We start from the raw sequence: 19,861 nt of genomic DNA, 5'->3' as shown, positions 1-19,861 counted from the left end.
GGTCAGTGGATTGGACGGTTCCGGTCGTTGGGGGTGTGCCCGAGCATGTTGTGACGCTGGCAAGACGTCCTCAACGCCTTTCGCGGCTGTTGACAGTATATGCACAGTTTGGCAGTCGCTGCCACCAAAGACGCTGTATGCTCATGGAGTGAGCGAGAGAACGAGCGTAGGGCGCGGACTGAGGCAGCGGACAAAAGACGCCGTCCGAGCGCAGATCGCTGACGTCGCTCTCGTGATGTTCGACGAGCAAGGCTTCGACGAGACCACGGTGGACCAGATCGCATCAGCCGTCGACATCTCCCCCCGAAGCTTCTTCCGGTACTTCGCCTCCAAGGAAGATGTCGTCTTGGGTGACCCGATGATCTACGGCGAGCCCGTTCGCCAGCGTCTTGCGCAGGGCCTGGAATCGATGCCGGTGTGGGAGGCCCTGAGGTGGGGCTTCGAGGCGGTCATCGAGAACGTTGAATCGGACCCTGAGTGGGCGCTGCGTGCGACCAGGGTGATGATCCGCACTCCTTCTCTGCGCGCTCGGAACACGGAAAAGCACTTAGCGTGGATGACTGTTCTCGAGCCGCTGGTCGCCGGCGCCATGACTGGCCCCGAAACAGATCGCCACTATCAGGCGCGAGCCGTCACCCTGTGCGCCCTGACCTGCCTCGACGCCTACTCCGCCGAGTGGGTACACCGCGGCGGCGACGTGCCATCACGGGTGCTGCTCGATGACGCCTTCCGGATGCTCAAACCCGCAATCCTGACCGAATAGCCACCTTGGCCAAGCGGGCCCACGTGTCCGGCGGTGCCACCTCGGCTACCGCCTCCGCACGGCCCACTCGAGGCGACCCCGGCTTCCTTGAGAATTGCCTCGGTAGCCTGGTGCTCTGCCGCAAGCTTCGTATTGAGGTGTCCGCATTTGCGACGCTCGTGTACGCAACGAGGTCCACGCATTCAGCATTGGCGGCCTCGATCATGGTGCGGTGCTGCGGCGTCCGCTCCCCACAGTGTTGCCGGAGACCAAAAGGACGTGTCTCGATGTCAGCTCGGCTGAGTGGGTGGTCCGTGAGGTGGCAATCGGGTTCGGTCGACTGCTCGACGAGGCGTTCGCGCTCCTCAGGCTTCCCGCGCTCCGCGATTAGCTCAACGCGTCCGGCCCGGGGCACGAATGCACAACCTCGCATCTCTGAACTCCCTTCCGAGCAGTGCGAGCTTGGCCATTAGCGCGAGCTCGTTCCCCCCTCCGACAACATCACCCGGCTCGAGCTGCCGTAAACAGACACTTGCTGATCCCGTGAACATTTGTTAGCTTGAGTACGAAATTGAGTAAGCGTGTACCCTGAAACGTCCCGGCCAGGGGGCTCGGAATGTTCTTCCGCCATCAATGTCGATACAGGAGATGCCCATGACAACGATCGATGATTCAAGCGCTCTGCACGTCCCGGCCCGAGATATTCCAATCCCAAGCACCGTGAGTCCCGAAGCCGCAGCCAACTTGGCGCTTCGGTCAATGGTCGGTCAGTCGTCCAACGGCGACTTCGACTTCTCTGATCTGAGTGCTTTTCCGTCCGACTTGTCGGATAAGGAAGCCGTAGCGGCGCTGCTCGCGGTATGGGATCAGGCTTGGGCCAGCAATCCCGAGTCTCCAGCCGCTACTAACTTCGGCGTCGCCGCGGTGGACATCTCAGATGTCCACGTCGAGCACGCCAAGTTCGGTGACGTTTCCGTGTACATCGCCACCCCCGAGGGCGTCACGGACGCGGACCGGCGGGTCTACATGACAATCCATGGCTCGTGGATTCAAGCCGGCGGTGAGGTTTCTCGCGTCGGTGCAGCCCAGACCGCGAAAGCACTCGGCGTCCGCACATGGGCGGTCGACTACCGGATGCCCCCGTTCCACCCATACCCGACTCCGCTGAACGATTCGGTTGACGCCTATAAAGCGATTCTCGAGAGGTACCAGCCCGGTAACGTTGCCATCGGAGGGACGTCAGGAGGCGGCAACCTGGCACTGGCGCTCCTACTCCGCGCTCATTCGGAAGGACTGCCGATGCCCGCAGCGGCGGTCATCAACACGCCGTACGTGGACCTCGCCCATGTCGGGGACACCTTCAAGACGATGGAGGGAATCGACATCGACGTCACGGTGCTCGGAATCTTCACTCGCCCGCTCTATCTCGACGGACACGATCCTCTCGACCCCTATGTGTCACCGATCCTCGGCACCTACACGAGCGATTTCCCGCCGATCATGCTGACCACAGGTACACGCGACTTCTTACTGTCAGACACGGTCCGCCTCCACCGCAAACTTCTCGCTTCGGGGGTCGAGGCGGAACTGCACGTCTGGGAAGCCGCCCAGCACATCTTCTTCGGAGGGCTTGCCCCTGAGGACTTGGAGCGTCCTGCCCAGGCGCGGCGATTCTTGGATGCGCGCTGGGCTACTCCGCCCGTAGCGGCGGAATCCGCGGTCGGGGTGTAAAGGACAGACCCAGACGCCGCGTGCTTCTGCTGGCACTTGCTCGATGAGCAAGTGCCAGCTTTATGTGGCCTATACATGCCGAGGGTCCGGATTCGCACTCCGACCTTGCGGTCACAAAACACCGAGAAGCACCTGGCAGGATGACCATGCCCACCCCACTCGTCTCAGATGCTCTCAGCGGGCCCGGAGAAGGCAGGGACTTCCGGGCACTGACCTCGGGCCGTTTTGAATCCATTTGGAGGTATGGTTCGGCGTCCGCGGAGCAAGTGGTTCCAAGAGCCTTCAAGCCGCCTCGGGTCATTCCGCGGCAATCGACCTGAGCCCGCACCAGCGACATCACCCTGAAGCGGCTCAGCTGTCCTGGAGCAGCGGCCCAGCGGCAACCGGTTTCGCGGCCGGCCTATTCGTACCCCTCGGGCGGCAATCCCTGCCACAACCCCTATCCCTTGGGGTCGGGTCGGTGGAGCGTCGCGGCGGGCAGAGGTCGGGACCAGCCAGAAGAGGAGATTGCCCTCGTGGCCGCGATGGCCCAGTGTCTCGTCATCGCCTGATGGAAAGGCCGTTCACCAGGAGCTCACCGAGTTCTGAGAAGGCTTCACCGGCAGACAGTCCGGTGGCCTGCAGCAGCTCTCCTGACTGCACGCCGTCTATAAGCAGGGCAATTGCCTGTGCAGCCAGCGTTGCATTCGCTCTGCGGAAAGCACCAATTTCCACTCCCTGCTCAATAAGCTCACGAACGCGGCGGGCAGCGGCATCTGAATTGAGGTGGTAGATGTTGGCGGTGGGCTGATAACTGACCATATCAACGTAGAACGCAACGGAATTGCGGCGCATTGCAGTTCCAACACCGTCGAGATACCGGATGATCTGGCGCCCCGGGTCCTTCTCTTGTGCGACTTCGGCTTCGATGGCGGCAGTTGCGCGGGCAAAGAAATGCCGCGTTACGGCTTGGATGATCTGTTCCCTGGAGTCGGCGATGGAATACAACGTTGACTTGGAACATTTCAGACGCCGGCAGATTTCATCGACCGTCAGTGAGCTGAACCCTTCCGCGAGGAAAATCTTCTCAAGGCTCTCGATCAGCTCGTTTCGGCGTCCTGCGTCGGCGTCGGCGTGCCTGCGGACGCGGCTCTCACGGCGCGCTGCCGTTGCGGGGCGAGAGGAAGTAGGCATCTATTCATTCTTCCATCGGATTGAGCTCATATTATCCACGACCCGTGCAACCTGGGATTGCGAGTCGTCCGGGCAGGTCAGGATCTGCTACCACCCTACTTGGACCGTCCGGCGTTGAGAGGGCCTCCTTTCTCATTGCGGCAGGTTCAACCGAAACAACCAGTGGACATGTTGTGTCAGTACGATGTATAGTACGAACGTACTCAGGATCGTTCGCAAGGAGGCGGATCTTATGTCCCAGCAAGTCCAGACACGGGTGGACGCCATCATCGGGGATTTCACGTCCCCAGGGGCTTCAGCGCCCCAGTTGATGTGCGACCGGCATCCCGCAGAGGCAACAGCGTTCCGGGTAGTAGACGACCAGCTGCAGGAGCGGGTTATCACTTTTGGGGATCTGGCGGACAGGTCCCGGCGGGTTGCGGGCCTTCTGCAGGAGCACGGCGTAGGTGCCGGGGACCGGGTGGCAACCCTGATGGGTAAGGACGCTGATCTGCCGGCGATTATCCTGGGCATCTGGCGCCTGGGGGCGGTCTACGTGCCGCTGTTCACGGCCTTCGCATCCGCCGCCGTCACCGACCGCCTCGAACAGGCGGAAGTGCGGGTGGTCATCACCGATGAGGAACAGGCCGAAAAGATACCTGCTGAGGGCTACATCATCTTCCAGCTCGGCGCCCCAGTAAACCCGGGTACCAGCCAGGTGGTCGACTTGCGTGAGGCCCTGGACCGGACAGAGCCCTGGACCGGGTCTGCGCCGACAGGCCCTGAGGTCGCGCTGACCCACATGTTCACTTCCGGTACCACGGGAAAACCAAAGACCGTCGTGCACCCGCTGAAATACGCGGCAGGGTGGCAGTCCTACCTGGAGTTCGCTCTGGGCGTGGGCGAGGACTCGGTGTACTGGAACGTTGCGGACCCCGGCTGGGCATATGGGCTCTATGCCGGCATCATCGCACCGATGTGCGCAGGAATCGCCAGCATTCTCGTCACGGCCAAATTCGACGCACAGGTCACCTGGCGCCTGCTGGATCAGTTGGAGGTCACCGATCTCGCCGCAGCTCCCACCGTCTACCGGGCGCTCCGTGGACGCCCTGACCGCCCCGTCCTGCCCAGATTGCGGAGGCTCTCCAGCGCAGGAGAACCACTGACTCCCGACGTGTTCGCCTGGGCCAATGAGCAGTGGGGGTTGGTCATTCATGATCATTTCGGACAGACCGAGCTTGGCATGCCGGCGGGCTTCGCCCATCACCCGGATCTCGAGAGCGGTCCCCGGCCCAGCGCCATGGGCTACTCCCTGCCTGGCTGGTTACTCACCGCGCTGTCCATTGACAGTGATGAGCCCGCAATGGCAGGTGAGGTCGGCCGGCTTGCAGTGCGAGTCCGCGACAGCGACTTCTTCACCTTCACCGGCTACGGCGTCGACCGCGACAACGCCGGAACCCGATTCACCGTTGATGAGCAGTACTACCTCACGGGAGACCTGGTCATCATGGAAGAATCAGGTTTGATCCACTTCTCCTCCCGCGACGATGACGTGATACTCATGGCGGGCTACCGTATCGGACCCTTCGACGTCGAAAGCGTCCTGGGCACCCACCCCGCAGTTCAGGAATGCGCCGTCGTAGGCGCACCGGACGCCATGCGCGGCGAAGTTATCCACGCCTTCGTCGTCCCCACCGCCGGGACAAAAGCCGACGATACCCTGGTCGCCGAACTGCAGAACTGGGTCAAAAAGAACTACGCCGCGCATGCCTACCCCCGCCGCATCGATTTCCTTGATGCCCTGCCCAAGACCCCCAGCGGCAAAATGCAGCGCGCGGTCCTGCGGCGGAGCCTAGCTACAGGAGGTGACGGTCAATGAGCCGTCTGGAGATCACCCGGGATGCAGAGACCGAAGTGTGGGCCCTGAACCGGCCCGCGGTCCGCAATGCCCTGGACCCGCAGACAGTCGCTGCGCTCCATGAGGCCCTGCAGCATGCCGAACACGACGGTGTCCGCGCTGTCGTGATCACCGGGCACGGGCCCAGCTTCTGCGCGGGGGCAGACTTGGCGTACCTCCTTGACTGCGCCCGCACCGGGCAGTCCCCCCGCCCGTTCCTGCAAAAAATCTGCGACCTGACCGTGGCAATGGAATCCAGCCCCGTAGTTTTCATTGCCGCCCTCCACGGGCACGCGGTGGCGGGAGGATTCGAACTCGCACTCAGCTGCGACCTCGTCATCGCCGCCACCGGGACCCTGATCGGCGACGGACACGTGCGCAACAATCTTGTCCCCGGCGGCGGGTCCAGTGTCCGCATCGCCGCCAACCTCGGCACTGGAACCGCGACATGGCTCGCCCTGAGCGGGGAGCTGGCCACAGCTGATTCCCTCGCCGCCACCGGATGGCTGCACGCAGTGGTCCCAGCTGAGGAACTTCTGCTCACAGCCCGGGATATGGCCCGGACCCTGAGCGCCGTCCCGGCCGGCGCGCAACGACGATTCAAAACCTTGCTCACCGCCGACCCCGCGGTCACCAGCGCCCGGCTGGAGCGCGAACTGGACGTCTTCGAGGAGCATTGGGCCTCCGACGACGTCGCCGCCTCCCTTAACGCCTTCCTCACCAACGCCTAGGAGCCACAGACCATGACCAACAGATTTGCTGACCACGTCGTCCTCATCACCGGAGGTGCCCAGGGACTGGGACTGGCCATGGTGCGTCGCTTCGCCTCCGAAGGCGCCCTCGTCCACGTCGCCGACGTCAACCCCGAGACCGCCCTCATGCTTAAGGACGAGCTCGACGGGACTTTCGAACATACCCCCGTCGCCCACGTCCTGGACGTCACCGACGGCGAAGCCGTGCGGGACTGGATCGACGGGGTCGGCGGCGGCGATGTCCTGGTCAACAACGCCGGCATCATCCGGGATAACCGAATCGAGGACATCTCCACCAGCGACTGGGAAGCGGTCATCGGCGTGAACCTCACCGGCACCTTCAACTGCATCCGGGCGGCTATGCCGCACATGAAGAAACGCGGCGGCGGGCGGATCCTCTCCTTCTCCTCCATGAGCTGGCGCGGCAACTTCGGCCAGGCCAACTACGTCGCTGCCAAAGCCGGTATCGTCGGGCTCACCCGGACCGTAGCCCTCGAGGGAGCACGCCACGGAATCACCGCCAACGCCATCGCCCCCGGCCTCATCAAAACCCCAATGCTCGCCTCCATGAACGGCCCGGCCCGGGAAAAGCTCATCGGCAAAATTCCGCTCCAGCATCCAGGGGAACCCGAGGACATTGCGGCAGCGGTCTGCTTCCTCGCCTCCCCCGAAGCCCGCTACATCACCGGTGTGGTCCTCGACGTCGACGGCGGCATCAGCATCGGATCCTCCATCCGCTGACCCCCGCTGCACGTCCAGCCCTTCATCACCAGCAACAACCCGCCCCTACCGAGGAGTCCTGACATGGCCGACCTTCCCGCTGCTTCCCCTGACGACGTCGTCCTCCTCGCCGGCGCCCGCACACCCCAGGGACGGCTGCTCGGACAACTGGCAAGCCTCACTGCCGTGCAGCTGGGCGCCCACGCCATCCGTCACGCCATCGAACGGGCAGGGATCGCGCCGGAGGACGTCAACCAAGTCATCCTTGGCCACGTCGTCCAAGCTGGATGCGGCCAAAACCCCGCCAAGCAGTCGGCCGTGGCGGCCGGCATTCCACTGTCGACACCAGCCATAACCGTAAACAAGGTGTGCCTATCCGGCCTTGTAGCCATCACCGACGCCGCCCGCACCATTCGGGCCGGAGACGCAGACGTCATCGTCGCCGGCGGCCAGGAATCGATGACCAATGCCCCCCACCTGCTGCCGGGCCTCCGTCGCGGGCAATCTTACGGGCCGGCAACAATGCTCGATGCAGTGGCCCACGACGGGCTCACCGACAGCGCGGATGGCTCACCCATGGGCTCGCTCACCGAAACCGGAAACACCGGACGTGGCATCAGCCGCGCCGAACAGGACGAAGTCGCTGCGGGCTCGCACCAGCGGGCGTCCCAGGCCGTGGCCGACGGGATATTCGCCCATGAGATCGCACCGATAGAGGTCCCGCAACGCAAAGGCGCACCTGTCGTCCTCTCAGCCGACGAGGGCATCCGGCCGGACTCCACCCCACAGACACTCGCGCAACTGAGCCCTGCCTTCGACCCGAAGGGCACGATCACCGCCGGAAACTCATCACCGCTGTCCGACGGCGCGGCAGCGGTAGTCCTCGCCCGGCGCAGCTGGGCAGAGGAGCGAGGCCTGGCGTGGCTCGCTGTGGTCGGCCGGCCCGGGCAGGTGGCCGGGCCGGATACCTCGCTGCACTCCCAACCCGCCCGCGCAGTCCAGCAAGCCCTCGACCGCGCAGGCTGGAGCGTCGAAGAACTGGACCTGCTGGAAATCAACGAGGCATTCGCCGCCGTATCACTGCACTCCGCCCGCGAACTCGGATTCCCCCTTGAGAAAACCAACCTCAACGGCGGAGCCATCGCCCTCGGTCACCCCATAGGCGCCTCGGGAGCAAGAATCACCCTCCACGCCGCGCTGGAGCTCTCGAGACGCGGAAAAGGACGGGCAGCCGTATCCCTCTGCGGAGGCGGCGGACAAGGCGAAGCTCTGCTGCTCTACCGCAACTGACCGGACCCCCACCACCGGGCCCGCCCCTGCCGGCACCACGGCGGAAATCACCCACGGGTCCGGCACAGCAAGGAGACTCCAGAGAACAAGACCATGACGCGACGAACGGATCTGTCAGGGCAACTAAAAGGAACCCCCATGGTTAAGAACACCACGTCCGCGTCTACAAAAGCGAGGAAAACCTCGCCCGCGAGGACCAGTTGGCACACAAGATCGCCGACGTCGCCGCCGACTCTGCCCGATCCTCGGGCCACGCTTCGTAGGTACTCCCGTTCGTGCTCTATATATACGGGGTCTTACGCCGGCCTTCATATACGGGGTCTTACGCCGGCCTTCCAGCAGGGCGAGAGTAGCCCAGGACAAGAGCGCTGGGACCATGATCAGCAGGACAAAAGCCCACCACGGGTAGTCGGTGCTCCACAAAAGGGCAAATCCGCCCAGGAAGAGCCTGAGTACAAGTGGAGCACGAAGAAAACGAACCCTAGTCCTGTGATGCGTCGATTCACGAGTCCCGTCGACCTCGGCTCGGGGTCCTAGAAACCTACCGTTTTTCGAGACGCGGACGTCGTGTCGTGGAGGATCGAAGGAATCGACGTCCTGCCGGGCCTCCAGTTTCTTGGAAAGATGTCTCACCGTGCACCGTCTCAGATGGGTGCTGGCCGGGTGTTTAAGCAGCGGCTGTAGATGGGGCGTTTGAGCGGCCGCCCGCACTCCCGTGCATCTCATATACGATCGATTACTGGGACGGCCGCGCCGTATTTCAGGGGCCGTCGGCAGGGTCGAGGATCTCGCGGTTCGGCATGCCACCGTTGCTGTCCCAAAAGCCGTCCAACAACAGGTAGCCACAGAATGGCAAATTGTTCGGGTTTATGAGAATAGTGAGGGTGCCGCGGCGGTGATCGAGTATGCGAGGGTCGCCCTCAATTCATTCGTAGTGCCAAGCGACCATTGGGGATTGATGCTGAACTACTTCGTGCTGAACGGGTGAAAACGGGAGCTTTGACGGTCCGGGGCGCCGTGCCGGGAGGTCTAGCCGCACGAGTCAAAACCCTGCTTGACTGACCTGACGACCTAGTCTGTCCTCCCGGTTAGCAGCCCGTTGCGTGTGCATCGCCCGGGTCACGGCATCACCGGAAGCGGCCCTGGAAGCGGCGGCACGGTCAGCGGATGCGGCGAGATGCTTCCGCAGGAGCGCCGCGGCGTGCTGTGCCACTTCGGCCGGATCGTTCCAGAGGTTCCGCCACAGGCCGATATCGTCACGGTGGCGGGCGAGATGATGTCCGAGGAGAACGACTCAAAGGTCAGTGGACCTTTGTAGCCTGACGCGGCCAAGGCCACGAACAGGCCGTTCCAGTCGATCGTCCCGGTCCCGAGCCGGCCCCGGTGGCTCTCGGCGATGTGCAAATATCCGAGGAGCTGGCCCGCGTCGCGCACTGCGTCGGCCTGGCAGAGCTCCTCGATGTTGGCGTGGTAGGTGTCGATATGCAGCAGCACGTTAGCCGCGCCGCGTTCCTGGAGCTCATCGATGAACGCGGCGGTTTGCGCGGCAGTGTTCAGCAGGTTGCTTTCGTAGCGGTTAACGTACTCGATGCCAATCCGCACCTCCGCCTCGTGCGCGGCGGCGGCGACCCGGGTGAGGACGGCGAGCCAGTTGGCCAGGGTGGCCTCGGCGGCGGGATGCGCGTATTTCGTCATTGCGGAGAAAGTCACGCCCCCGACGTAGTGCGCCCCGATCTTGCTGGCGAAGGCTACGGCGTCGAGAAGCCGTTGTTCACCGCGGGCTGAGACCGCGGGGTCGGCGGTGTTGATGTCGGTGTCGAGGCCCAGCGCGAGGGAGACGACGGCGTCGATTCCGCTGTCATCGAGCAGAGCCCTCGTGAGATCGGAACCGGCGGTCGCGGCCGCCGCGCCGCTCGCATCCGGCAGGGGGATCTCGATCAGGTCGAACCCGGCCCGGGCGCTGGCCTCGATGGCGGCGCGGGCTGAAGTGGGCGACCAGTCATTCACCCACACGCCTGCGTGGATGCCGAGCGGGTTGGCAGAAGAGTGCGCCGCACGAGCGAACGGGATGCTCGGGTCGAACGACGTGGTCACCTAGGAGGCCTTCCGTGCAGAGGCCAGGGCGCCTTCGACGTCACCCAGCAATTCCTTGCAGTTCGAGTCCCACCTCGGGCACGTGTTTTCCCTGTTCAGGGGCTTGTAGGCCTCTGAGTGTGTACAAATCTCCTCGTATGGGCCCCTGTGGGGCCCATTTTTGTTGTGGCCGTTGCGCTCCGGCGGCTCCTTCTCTTGGTTTGGACAGCGGTGTTGCTGCTTGCTCCTTCATGGCCGGGAGCGCTTGGAACTGCATGACTTGTTGCGGCTTACGGAACACCTTATGGTCATCCCTGTCGGTAGCCGGAACTCCTGGGACACCGTCGTCATGTCCTCGATGATGTTCTCGAACAGCGGGTGGGGACTGGGCGAACCGATGGAGTTGGGGACCGCCCGGGTGCCGCCGGCCCGGACGGCCGCCAGGACTTCGTTTAGTCCCTGCCCTTCCCGTTCCTGGGCTACACCAACACGTTCAAGGCCCCTCGCAGCCCCATGGAATTTCGTCGCCCGAATCGTCTCCATCTCCGCGGGGCCCAGAAGACCCGGCGGCATCGAAGACGGCGAGGCGCACCTATTTCAAGACTTGTGCCGACGTTCGCGGTCGACGGCGTCGTTCTGAGCGCGAGTTGTGCAGTAAGGCGCTCAATGAGTGCCAGAAGCATCGACGCCGTGTCCGAGTGAAAGTGCCGCTCAAAAGCTGCGGCACTCGGCAGCATGGGCCTTCGAACCGCCGGTCCGCGAGTAGTGCACGTTGCTGCGCTACGGCACCGCGCTCTCCCCACAACAGGGAAATGACCCTAGACCTTCGCACTGAATCAGCCGGACACCCGCAACACGGCAGCCCCGCGTAGATTAGTACATCAGCCATCCTCAGCCACGAAAAGAGCTTGCGCTATACAGGGCAACTCTCGAGACTCCATATATGGCAGCTTCGGGCGGGACCGATTATCGAAGTCGAGGTAACCATGGATATGAAACCGGAAGTCGGCGAACCCGATGGGGGACCCTGGCAGGCCGAGTCACTGGAAGGCTTGGTGCGGCGGTTACTGCCGGCAGCAGGACAACGTCCCAACCGCCCATGGATTGTAGCGGTAGATGGAAGGAGCGGGGCAGGCAAGACCACCCTGGTCGATCGTCTACTAGCTCGAGTGCCGGACTCAGATGTCGTTCACACGGACGATGTAGCGTGGCATCTCTCGTTTTTTGACTGGGCCGATGAACTCCGTGACGGTGTCCTCGAACCCCTGCTCCAAGGCGAGGCAGTCCATTACCGTCCGCCGGGTTGGGTGGCCCGAGAACGTCCAGGTGCCATAGCTCTACCCGCCGGGCGTTCCGTGGTGTGGGTGGAAGGGAGCGGATCATCACGCCAAGCGCTCTCCGACCTAGTCGACGCTTCGATCTGGGTGCAGTGCGACAACTTCGAAGCCCGACGTCGCCTCCTGGCACGAGATGGCCACGAAGAAGAAGACCTGCACAGGGAGTGGGAAGAACAAGAAATTCCCTTCCTACTTAAAGACCGGCCATGGGAGCGCGCTACAGTGATTGTGGCCGGAAGGCCGGCCCTAGAGTACGATCCGAATACCCAAGTAATAACCACTCAGCCGGCACCACCATGCGAGGAGATCACCTAACCCACGGATTTGCCATCTCCGCCCGCCACTGTGGGTGGCGGGGTCAGGGGCCTTGGCTGTAGGTCCTCCGCGTGCTGGGATGTGGGGTCATTTCGGGCCTCCTTTCTGATCTGTCCCAGTGGGCATGGTTGGTCTTGCACCTATTCATGCCGTGGAGTTGTGGTGTTGGCCTGACTCGCGGGGGTTTGTTGAAGATTTTCCCCGGATTCCTTGTGTACTGCATTGTCCGGTCATACGTGATGTGTAGATAGTCCACACCGTTAAACGGGCCCCGAATTGTCCTCGGTTGGGCCAGCACAGCGGAAGGTTCGCTGCGCAACAGGACGGCGGTCCGGCGTTGCCGTCCGCTATTGCTTCGCTGCGGCGTTGGGCGTAGCTTGCGGACACGCACGTTTCCAGCTGCGCTGCTTCACCAGTCGCCCGTCCCAAAGTCTGCATCACGGATTCATCGTCCGGAAGGCGCGTGGTTATGAGAAATCCGTTCAACTTCATGACTTCTGTAGGGTTCGGATTAGCAGCACTTCTGGCCACAGCGGGATGCAGCTCAACGACGGCCAGCCCGCCGCCGGCGGCAGAACAGACCAAGACCCTGCGGATAGCCACCGATGATGAGCCCGGCCGCCCGGCCGCCGCCCAGATTGAGGAATTCGCCCGCAACGTGAAGGAACACTCCGGGGGCAAGGTCCTGATCGAACCGGTATGGAAGGCCGTGGGTGAGGACAAGGACGACCCGGATCAAGCAGTGGCACGTGCAGTGGTGACCGGTGATTTCGATATGGGGCTGGTCCCGGCCCGGGCCTGGGACACCGAAGGGGTGAGTTCCTTTGCGGCACTTCACGCACCGTTCCTTGTGACATCGAATGCACTGATGGCGAAGGTGTCGGACCCGGCAGTCGCGGAGGAAATGCTTGCAGGGCTGGACAAGGTCGGTGTGTCCGGTCTTGCCCTGTTCCCAGAAGGCACGCGAATGCTCTTCTCCTTCTTCGAACCGGTGCTGACGCCGGCTGATCTTGCAGGGAAAACCGTACGGGCTCCCCGGTCCGACACGACCTACGATCTGCTGAGGACGATTGGTGCCACTCCGGACGATCTGGTGGGCGAACAGTTCTATGACGGGATGGCAGCGGGAACGGTGGTGGCGGCGGAATCGTCGTTCGCGTTGGCCGGGTCGCTCCCGAAGGCCACGACCGCGACCGGCAACATGGTCCTCTACTCCAAGTTAAACTCCCTGGTCATCAACACGAAGTCGTTTCAAGCCTTGAGCGAGGGTCAGCGGCGGGCCCTGAAAGACGCGGCGGCAGCCACCCGCACGTGGGCCGTGGAAACAATGACCGCGACGGCGGACGATGCGGCGAAATTCTGCAAGGACGGCGGAACCGTGGTCGTAGCGACGGCGGCCGAGGTTGCCGACTTTAAAGCTGCCGGCGCCCCTGTTTACATGAAGCTCGAGGCGGACCCGGATACAAAAGCCCGCATAGCCAAGATAAAGGATCTGGCCGCGGCCGAACCTGAGCCCCGATCCGTTTCCCCGTGCAGTGCCGGCGGCTAGCGGACGGCCACTTGGTCCGGAGTCGAAGGGTCTGGGTTCTTGGACGTCGAGAGATAGGTTTCCGGTCACTTACCGAACCCTGGCTGGACACAACAAGATCGCACCAGAAGCCAAATTTCGACATGTTCGCGTCTCGTGCAGCGTACGAACGACCGCGGTTGCACGAAGGCACGAAGGCCGGCCAAGCGACCGCGAAAGCCAGGGGCAGACTCGGCGGCCGCCCGCCGGCCATGACCCCCATGAAAGCTCGAGACGGCCCGAGGTCCCCCGAGACGCGCAAGGCTGAGATCCGGGTTGGGCAAACTCTCGAGGTTCCGGAGTCCCCATCCTCTTCCGCAGCGCCGTCCCTTCGGTTCCATGCGCCGAAAAGAGCTGGCCGGCCCCAAAGACGGTCGATTCGACCTGGGCGATGGGCAGGGGAGGGCGCTTTCGGTCTCAGTCCGGCCCTCGCCGCTGTGATGTTCGCGCTGGCACGGCCTGGTTGAATCCCTCAGCGTCGATCGCGGACCTCGGGGTCTTTACTTCCGGCCGACTGATACCGGCGGGTCACTGGCGACGAGGGCGAGAATCGTCAGACTCCCATTCATCTCGTGTGATCGCGTATTCGACGTCACCGTGCTCTTCGCCGGGAACGGACACCGGCCAGTCGGCGACGAAGGTCCGCACGAGGCGCATCCCGGATTTCTCCATCACCCTTCGGGAGGCTGTGTTTACTGCCATGGTCGAGGCTACAACCCGCTGCACCCCGAACTCGGTGAACCCCTTGGCGATCAGGGCCCGCGATCCCTCCGTCGCGTGCCCCTTTCCCCAGGCCGCGTGGCGCAGCCGGTAGCCCAGTTCCGGCTGATCGTGCGGATCGTCGGGTCCTGGCCGGAAGTGGAACCAGCCGAGGAATTCCCCGGTCGTCTTCTCGAGCGCCGCCCAGAACCCGTAGCCGGGAAAGCGCTGGTAGTAGTCGAGGAATGCCGGGAGGAAGTCGCCTTCTATGTCGCCACGGGAGGTGGGGATTCCGCCGGTGATGTAGCGCATCACGCGTGGATCGCTGTCCAGTTCCACGAGTAGTTCGGCATCGTCGGGGGTGAACTGCCGGAGTAGAAGTCGTTCGGTCTCCAGGAAGGTGAGCATGCAGACATTCTCGCACCTGGGGAAGACCCGTCACATCGATTTACGGTTGAATTGCCGTCGCTGGACGAGCGTCTGGCCATTGGGGTTGAACCCATTCGCCGCGAGCTGACCGAGCGGCCGGTGACCTACCTCCACAAGAAGAAGCAGGTCCTCAAGACCTGCCTGACGCGCCGCCAGTGACAGCGGTTGCGGCTGCCAACTTCGACACCAAGGAGTCCCTGAACTGAGTGGCCGGCGTTGCCCTGCAATACCAGGCTTCAGGCACTGTTCCCGGGAGTGTAGTAATTGTGCACGTCGTGGAAGGTCAGCTTGGGAGGCCCTGCGAAACCGGCCTGCACGCTGAGGGGCATGATCTTTTCCTGAGCGAAGGCATCGAACTGCTCTCGGCTCTCCCAGACATCGGTCACTTGCAGACCCTTGTCCGTCATCGTGGCCCAATGGGAAATGGACCCGACAGGGCCCGGTCCGCCCGGAGTGAGCCCCATCAGCCTGTTGATCTCGTCGTACTGCTCGAGAGTCGTTCCGTCGAATTCCAAGATAACTGCAACCGCCATGACAAGCTCCCTGCGGGTGTGCAGGCTCGCAAAGGACGGCCTGCGAATGGATGAATACGCCCCTGTCTACGCCTGGCTCGCCAGCTACGTCAACAGGTCGAACTCACGCAGTGCCGCGGACAAACGGTGCTCCCTGTTTCAGCACCCGTTAGCGCCGTATCCTTTCGAACCGGAGGCGGTGTTCTGCCGAGGACTCCGGGCGATCAAAGAGGGGTGTGTACATTGTGCACACTCTGGGCTTCGGATCGGGTCGTACTGGTGTCGGACTGGCCCGGATTCCGCATGTTTCCGCGGGAGTCCAGTGTTTGCGGGGGAGTGAATGCGGTTCGAGTCCCACCTCGGGCACGTGTTTTCCCTGTTCAGGGGCTTGTGGGCCTCTGACTGTGTACAAATCTCCTTTATGGGCCCCTGCGGGGGCCCATTTTTGTTGGTGGCCGTTGCGCTCTGGCGGCTCCTTCTCTTGGCTTGGACAGCGGTGTTGCTGTGTACTTCTTCATGGCCGGGAGCGCTTGGAACTGCATGACTTGGGACCAAGTGCTCATGGTTATCCCTGTCGGCCGGCGGAACTCCTGGGAAACTCTCGTCATGTCCTCGATGATGTTTTCGAGCATCGGGTAGGGGCCGAGCGAACCGATGGAGTTTGGTGACGAACAGGGTGCCGCCGGCCCGGAGGCGCCAGGGCTTCGTTCAGGCCCGGCCGTTCCCGTTCCTTCCGGTCACGCTCTTGGCCACCATTGGTCCGGCCCTCGGGGAGGCCCAGACCCGTAAGCGCCCTGCGCGGCGCTGCCAGGTCCAATTTTCTGTATTTGTTGAGCCTGATGCGTACTGGGACGGAAGATTTCATCAGCGATACCCAGCGACCCTCCGCTGCCCCTGCGCCGTACCTAACCGCGCGGACGGACGACGACGGGCCCGCCTCCCGCATTGCTACAGTGGGGCAACTGTTTGACGGTGCCGCCGGCAGAGCTCAGCTATCGAAGAGTTCTTCGTACTGCCAGCACCACCGCACGCCTGTTCCGGGGGACTGTCCACCGCGTCCTCCGCTACGCAATGGACCAGGAACTCGGCGGCGACTCCTCCCTGCTGGCATTAGCCATCACGCTACAAACAATCGCCGGAGCCACCCCAACCACAAGGCCCCGCAGAATACGGTCACGGAGCCAGCGCCGAAGAAGGCCTCTGGGCCCGAAATGGCTGGGCAGGACGTACGTGACACGCCCGTGATTTACACACGTTTTGTCCTACAACCCCTTGATCAGGCCGGGGGAGAAGGACTGTTTCTCGTCCGTCGGGTGAGCCGGTGCTCGACGAACGTGAATTTTCCATTGAAGGTCTTCTTACCCTCCCGCTCAGAGACCGTACGGGCCAAACCTGGCAATGGCGACACCAGCGGCAAGGATGCCCAAAACGAGGTTGATGATGACATTGGGCGTTTCGTGGCGTCGGCCGTGAGTAATTGCCGCACCAACCATGAGGAAGACAAGCCCGACGGCCGCAGCGGGCACGAGCACGGTGGCGATACCCAGTACTGCCGGCAGGATGAGGCCTAGGGCGGCGAGGATTTCGAGGCCGCCGATGCGCTTGACCGCGGCGTCGGAGAAGTCTTCCACCCATCCTTGGCCGGTAGCCGCGAGCTTCGCTTTTGGCTGGGCGAGTTTCATGGTTCCTGCTGCAAGGAAGGCAAGGGCGAGTACGGCGGTGATGATCCAGAGGACGATGTTCATGCTGTTCTTCTTTCGTGAAGGGCTGGGTTGTTCGAGACGTGGGCGGTCATGCGGCTGCCCCTGCATTGCCGTTCGCGGCGAGTATTTCGCGGACCATCGGCACGACTTTGCTCCCGTAGAGTTCGACGGCTTTGAGGCGTGCGCTGATCGGCTGGGCTCCGGAAGTGAAGATGAGGTCGAAGCGACCGACGTCCAGCGAGGCCACGGCACGCGCGATTCTCCGGGCTACGGTCTCCGGTGAGCCGATGTACATCGAGCCGTTCCGGGTTTCGGCCTCGAATTCTTCACGGCGGACGGGCGGCCAGCCGCGGAGGGCTCCGATGCGGTCCCTGACTACCTTGTAGTGGGGCCAGAAGATCTCTTTGGCTTCGTCGTCGGTGTCTGCGATGAACCCGGGGGAGTGCATTCCTACGGGCCATGCGGTTGTATCGAACTTTGCGGCGGCCCGCTTGTAGAGATCGATGAACGGGGTGAACCGTTCCGGTTGTCCGCCGATGATGGCGAGCATCAGGGGGAACCCGTATTTCGCGGTGCGGACCACTGACTGGGGTGTGCCGCCGACGCCGACCCAGGTCTTGAGCCCGTGCTCTGTCTTGGGGTAGACATCGGCATCAACCAGCGGTGCACGCATGGTGCCTTTCCAGGTCACCGGCTTCTCTTCAAGGAGGCGTGCGAACAGCTCGATCTTCTCCTCAAAGAGCACATCGTAGTCTTTGAGGTCGTAGCCGAAGAGCGGGAAGGACTCGGTGAAGGAACCGCGCCCCAGTATGACCTCGGCGCGGCCGTTGGACAGCGCGTCCACCGTGGCGAATCGCTGGAAGACGCGCACGGGGTCATCGGAGCTGAGCACCGTCACGCCGGATCCAAGGCGGATGCGTGAGGTGCGCGTGGCCATGCCGGCGAGGACGGTCTCCGGGGCCGATACCGAATATTCCGGACGGTGGTGCTCTCCGACAGTAAAGACATCCACACCCAACTGGTCGGCGAGAACGGCCTCATCTACCAATTGCCGGATCGCACGGGCGTGGCTGACTGGTGTGCCCCGGTCGTCAACAGGGACGTCGCCGAAGGTGTCCAATCCAAAGATCACTTCGCTCATGGGGCTCCTTTGATTGATATGTCAATTACTTAATTGACGCATCAATCATCGCCCCGTATGGTTGACATGTCAAGCGAAGATGAGGCGGTTATGGAACAAAGCGGTAAGAGCGCCCGGCAGAGTCCCACTCCGGATGAACTGGCCGTATGGCGCGAGTATGTCGAGACGGCAGAGGCTATACGCCAGGCTTTGGCGGCGGGGCTGCAGGCCACGTCAGGCGTTTCCCCTGGTGACTATGCCGTGCTCCTGGCGCTCAGCGAGTCTGAAGGGCACCGTTTGCGGTCGTCGGTGCTCGCCGAGGGTATCGGATGGGAACGCAGCCGCCTGTCTCATCACCTTGGTCGCATGGAAAGCAGGGGCCTCATTCGAAGGCGTAAGTCGGGCAACGACAGCCGTGGCGCAGAGGTGGAACTCACCGACGATGGAGCGCGGACTTTCCGTGCTTCTTCAGCGCCGCATCTCCGGCTTGTCCGCCGCTTCTTTATCGATGCCCTTGCGCCGGAAGACCTCGAAGCCGTTGGCAGGGTCGCAAAGAGCTTGCGCCGCCACCTGGAAGAAATCGCTCTTGAACAGGACAACGCCCAGGCTTAGCCGTCGTGGAGCCCTATCCGCGCGGCACCGTGTAGTGGAAACCGGTGCGGTCCTCGGTGCCCCAGGCTTCGTAAAACTCGGCTCTTTCGTGGAGTCGTCTGTTGTGTCCCGGAGGATGGACACAAGGATCCAGCCGTCGTCCGTCAGGCACTGCGAGTCCCGCAGTCAACGATTCTCTGGATGCAGGGCACGATGGACCACACGATGGAAGCCGGCCCTGAACGCCTTCGCCATCAGCTTCGAAGGACGAATGAACCAAATGCCAACCCCGAATCCATCGCTAAACGGACACTCCCGAGGTGACTACTGTGATGAAAATCGGTGAATCCGACCAAGGCGTTGAAACTGACTCTTGGACCATCGCCGGGAGCTGAAATCCTTGGATTGGCCGCCCGGGGGCCTACCAGCTTGACCAGACTTCGAGGTAGGGAATGACGAACCCCCGGGTGTGCACAATGTGCACACCCGGGGGTTCGGACTCGGCCGTACCGGTGCCGGACTGTGCCGGATTGCAGAGGTTTTCGAGAGTTCCCAGTGTTTTCAAGGCCCGGAGTCCGGTTCGAGTCCCACCTCGGGCACAGCATTCCCCCTCGTCAGAGGGGTTTTTGCTTTAACGTGTGGACATTGACCCTGCTCGGGTCCCTCTGACGCTTATCGTGGCCTGTGGCCTGGCCGCCGCGGTGGCCTGTGAAGTTGTGTGGGTGGCGGGGTCAGAGCCTTGGCTGCTGGGCTCTCCGCCTGCTGGCATTTGAGGTCATGCGGGTCTCGTTTCTGGCTTGTTCAGGTGGGCGTGGTTGGTCTTGTACCTATTCATGCCGCGGGGTGCAGGTGAAGACATGACTAGCGGCGATTCCTTGAAGATTTATTTCTCCGGATTCCTTGTTTACTGGGGGCCTGGGGGAGCGGTTGGTGCCGCTTTGTCGGGCAAAAGGTGGTGCGTACATTGTCCACACCCGTACACAGGCCCCGCCCCGAACTGTCCTCGGTTGGACCAGCGCAGCGGACAGGTTTGCTGCGCAACAGGCCGGCATAGCGCTCCCCTGGCCGCTGTGCAGTAGCCATCATGGCGGATCATGTTTGAGCCAGTAGCAGCCGCCCCGCGCACCAGCCGCATCCGCAGTCCGGTTCTCAGAACCCCACCTTGAGCGCCAAGAGCCCAACGGGGGCTGTCCAATGGGGGCATCCCCCAAACGGACGTCAGGCAGGGCCA

The 19,861-nt window shown here is 62.9% G+C and carries 16 protein-coding genes; 10 read left to right on the top strand and 6 right to left on the bottom strand.

The features are described 5' to 3' along the window. Positions 1–148: 148 nt before the first annotated feature. Complete coding sequence (locus M2428_RS05030) at positions 149–763, top strand: TetR family transcriptional regulator (protein WP_277524292.1); 615 nt, start codon at positions 149–151, stop codon at positions 761–763. Between the two features lie 633 nt (positions 764–1,396). Next, complete coding sequence (locus M2428_RS05020) at positions 1,397–2,473, top strand: alpha/beta hydrolase fold domain-containing protein (RefSeq protein WP_277524291.1); 1,077 nt, start codon at positions 1,397–1,399, stop codon at positions 2,471–2,473. Positions 2,474–3,013: 540 nt separating this feature from the next. Here M2428_RS05020 and M2428_RS05015 read toward each other — a convergent pair. Beyond that, positions 3,014–3,646: a TetR family transcriptional regulator gene (locus tag M2428_RS05015; protein ID WP_277524289.1), complete on the bottom strand. Its 633-nt coding sequence runs from the start codon at positions 3,644–3,646 to the stop codon at positions 3,014–3,016. A 232-nt stretch (positions 3,647–3,878) separates the two neighbouring features. Between M2428_RS05015 and M2428_RS05010 the strand changes: the two genes are divergently transcribed. The 4 genes from M2428_RS05010 to M2428_RS04995 all read left to right on the top strand — a co-directional run bounded on the left by M2428_RS05010 (position 3,879) and on the right by M2428_RS04995 (position 8,284). Then, positions 3,879–5,504 (top strand): AMP-binding protein, encoded by a 1,626-nt coding sequence (locus M2428_RS05010; RefSeq protein WP_277524286.1) that lies wholly within the window; start codon positions 3,879–3,881, stop codon positions 5,502–5,504. Then, on the top strand, positions 5,501–6,253 hold the full coding sequence (locus M2428_RS05005; protein WP_277524284.1) for an enoyl-CoA hydratase/isomerase family protein: 753 nt from the start codon (positions 5,501–5,503) through the stop codon (positions 6,251–6,253). The genes M2428_RS05010 and M2428_RS05005 overlap by 4 nt, the downstream gene beginning before the upstream one ends. Before the next feature lie 12 nt (positions 6,254–6,265). Beyond that, positions 6,266–7,015, top strand: a complete 750-nt coding sequence (locus tag M2428_RS05000; RefSeq protein ID WP_277524282.1) for an SDR family NAD(P)-dependent oxidoreductase — start codon at positions 6,266–6,268, stop codon at positions 7,013–7,015. 63 nt (positions 7,016–7,078) lie between these two features. Further along, positions 7,079–8,284 (top strand): acetyl-CoA C-acetyltransferase, encoded by a 1,206-nt coding sequence (locus M2428_RS04995; protein WP_277524281.1) that lies wholly within the window; start codon positions 7,079–7,081, stop codon positions 8,282–8,284. A gap of 1,119 nt (positions 8,285–9,403) precedes the next feature. Here the strand turns inward: M2428_RS04995 and M2428_RS04990 are convergent. Next, the gene (locus M2428_RS04990; protein ID WP_277524279.1) at positions 9,404–10,378 is read right to left on the bottom strand and encodes a sugar phosphate isomerase/epimerase; all 975 of its coding nucleotides are present in this window, start codon (positions 10,376–10,378) and stop codon (positions 9,404–9,406) included. A gap of 2,100 nt (positions 10,379–12,478) precedes the next feature. Here M2428_RS04990 and dctP point away from each other — a divergent pair. Further along, positions 12,479–13,558, top strand: a complete 1,080-nt coding sequence (dctP, locus tag M2428_RS04985; RefSeq protein ID WP_346780715.1) for a TRAP transporter substrate-binding protein DctP — start codon at positions 12,479–12,481, stop codon at positions 13,556–13,558. After that, positions 13,540–14,043 carry a recombinase family protein gene (locus M2428_RS04980; RefSeq protein WP_277524277.1) on the top strand — a complete coding sequence of 168 codons (504 nt, stop codon included), beginning with the start codon at positions 13,540–13,542 and terminating at the stop codon, positions 14,041–14,043. The genes dctP and M2428_RS04980 overlap by 19 nt, the downstream gene beginning before the upstream one ends. Positions 14,044–14,104: 61 nt before the next feature. Here M2428_RS04980 and M2428_RS04975 read toward each other — a convergent pair whose 3' ends face one another. After that, complete coding sequence (locus tag M2428_RS04975) at positions 14,105–14,683, bottom strand: GNAT family N-acetyltransferase (protein ID WP_277524276.1); 579 nt, start codon at positions 14,681–14,683, stop codon at positions 14,105–14,107. A 51-nt stretch (positions 14,684–14,734) separates the two neighbouring features. On the opposite strand from M2428_RS04975, the gene M2428_RS04970 reads away from it, so the two are divergent. Next, the gene (locus tag M2428_RS04970) at positions 14,735–14,863 is read left to right on the top strand and encodes a hypothetical protein (RefSeq protein ID WP_277524275.1); all 129 of its coding nucleotides are present in this window, start codon (positions 14,735–14,737) and stop codon (positions 14,861–14,863) included. Positions 14,864–14,940: 77 nt separating this feature from the next. Here the strand turns inward: M2428_RS04970 and M2428_RS04965 are convergent, their stop codons facing one another. The 3 genes from M2428_RS04965 to M2428_RS04955 form a co-directional block, all read right to left on the bottom strand. After that, positions 14,941–15,237, bottom strand: a complete 297-nt coding sequence (locus M2428_RS04965) for a hypothetical protein (protein ID WP_277524273.1) — start codon at positions 15,235–15,237, stop codon at positions 14,941–14,943. Positions 15,238–16,586: 1,349 nt separating this feature from the next. Then, on the bottom strand, positions 16,587–16,961 hold the full coding sequence (locus M2428_RS04960; protein WP_277524271.1) for a DoxX family protein: 375 nt from the start codon (positions 16,959–16,961) through the stop codon (positions 16,587–16,589). 46 nt (positions 16,962–17,007) lie between these two features. Next, entirely contained in the window at positions 17,008–18,060 is a 1,053-nt protein-coding gene (locus M2428_RS04955; protein WP_277524270.1) for an LLM class flavin-dependent oxidoreductase, read from the bottom strand. A gap of 66 nt (positions 18,061–18,126) precedes the next feature. Here M2428_RS04955 and M2428_RS04950 point away from each other — a divergent pair, with 66 nt between their 5' ends. Then, the gene (locus M2428_RS04950) at positions 18,127–18,651 is read left to right on the top strand and encodes a MarR family winged helix-turn-helix transcriptional regulator (protein WP_277524268.1); all 525 of its coding nucleotides are present in this window, start codon (positions 18,127–18,129) and stop codon (positions 18,649–18,651) included. The last annotated feature ends 1,210 nt before the right edge of the window (positions 18,652–19,861 follow it).

The organism is Arthrobacter sp. ES3-54, from assembly GCF_029504395.1.
Taxonomy (GTDB): domain Bacteria; phylum Actinomycetota; class Actinomycetes; order Actinomycetales; family Micrococcaceae; genus Arthrobacter.
The sequence above is the reverse complement of the archived record's forward strand: the minus strand, read 5'-3'. Positions and strand labels throughout refer to the sequence as shown.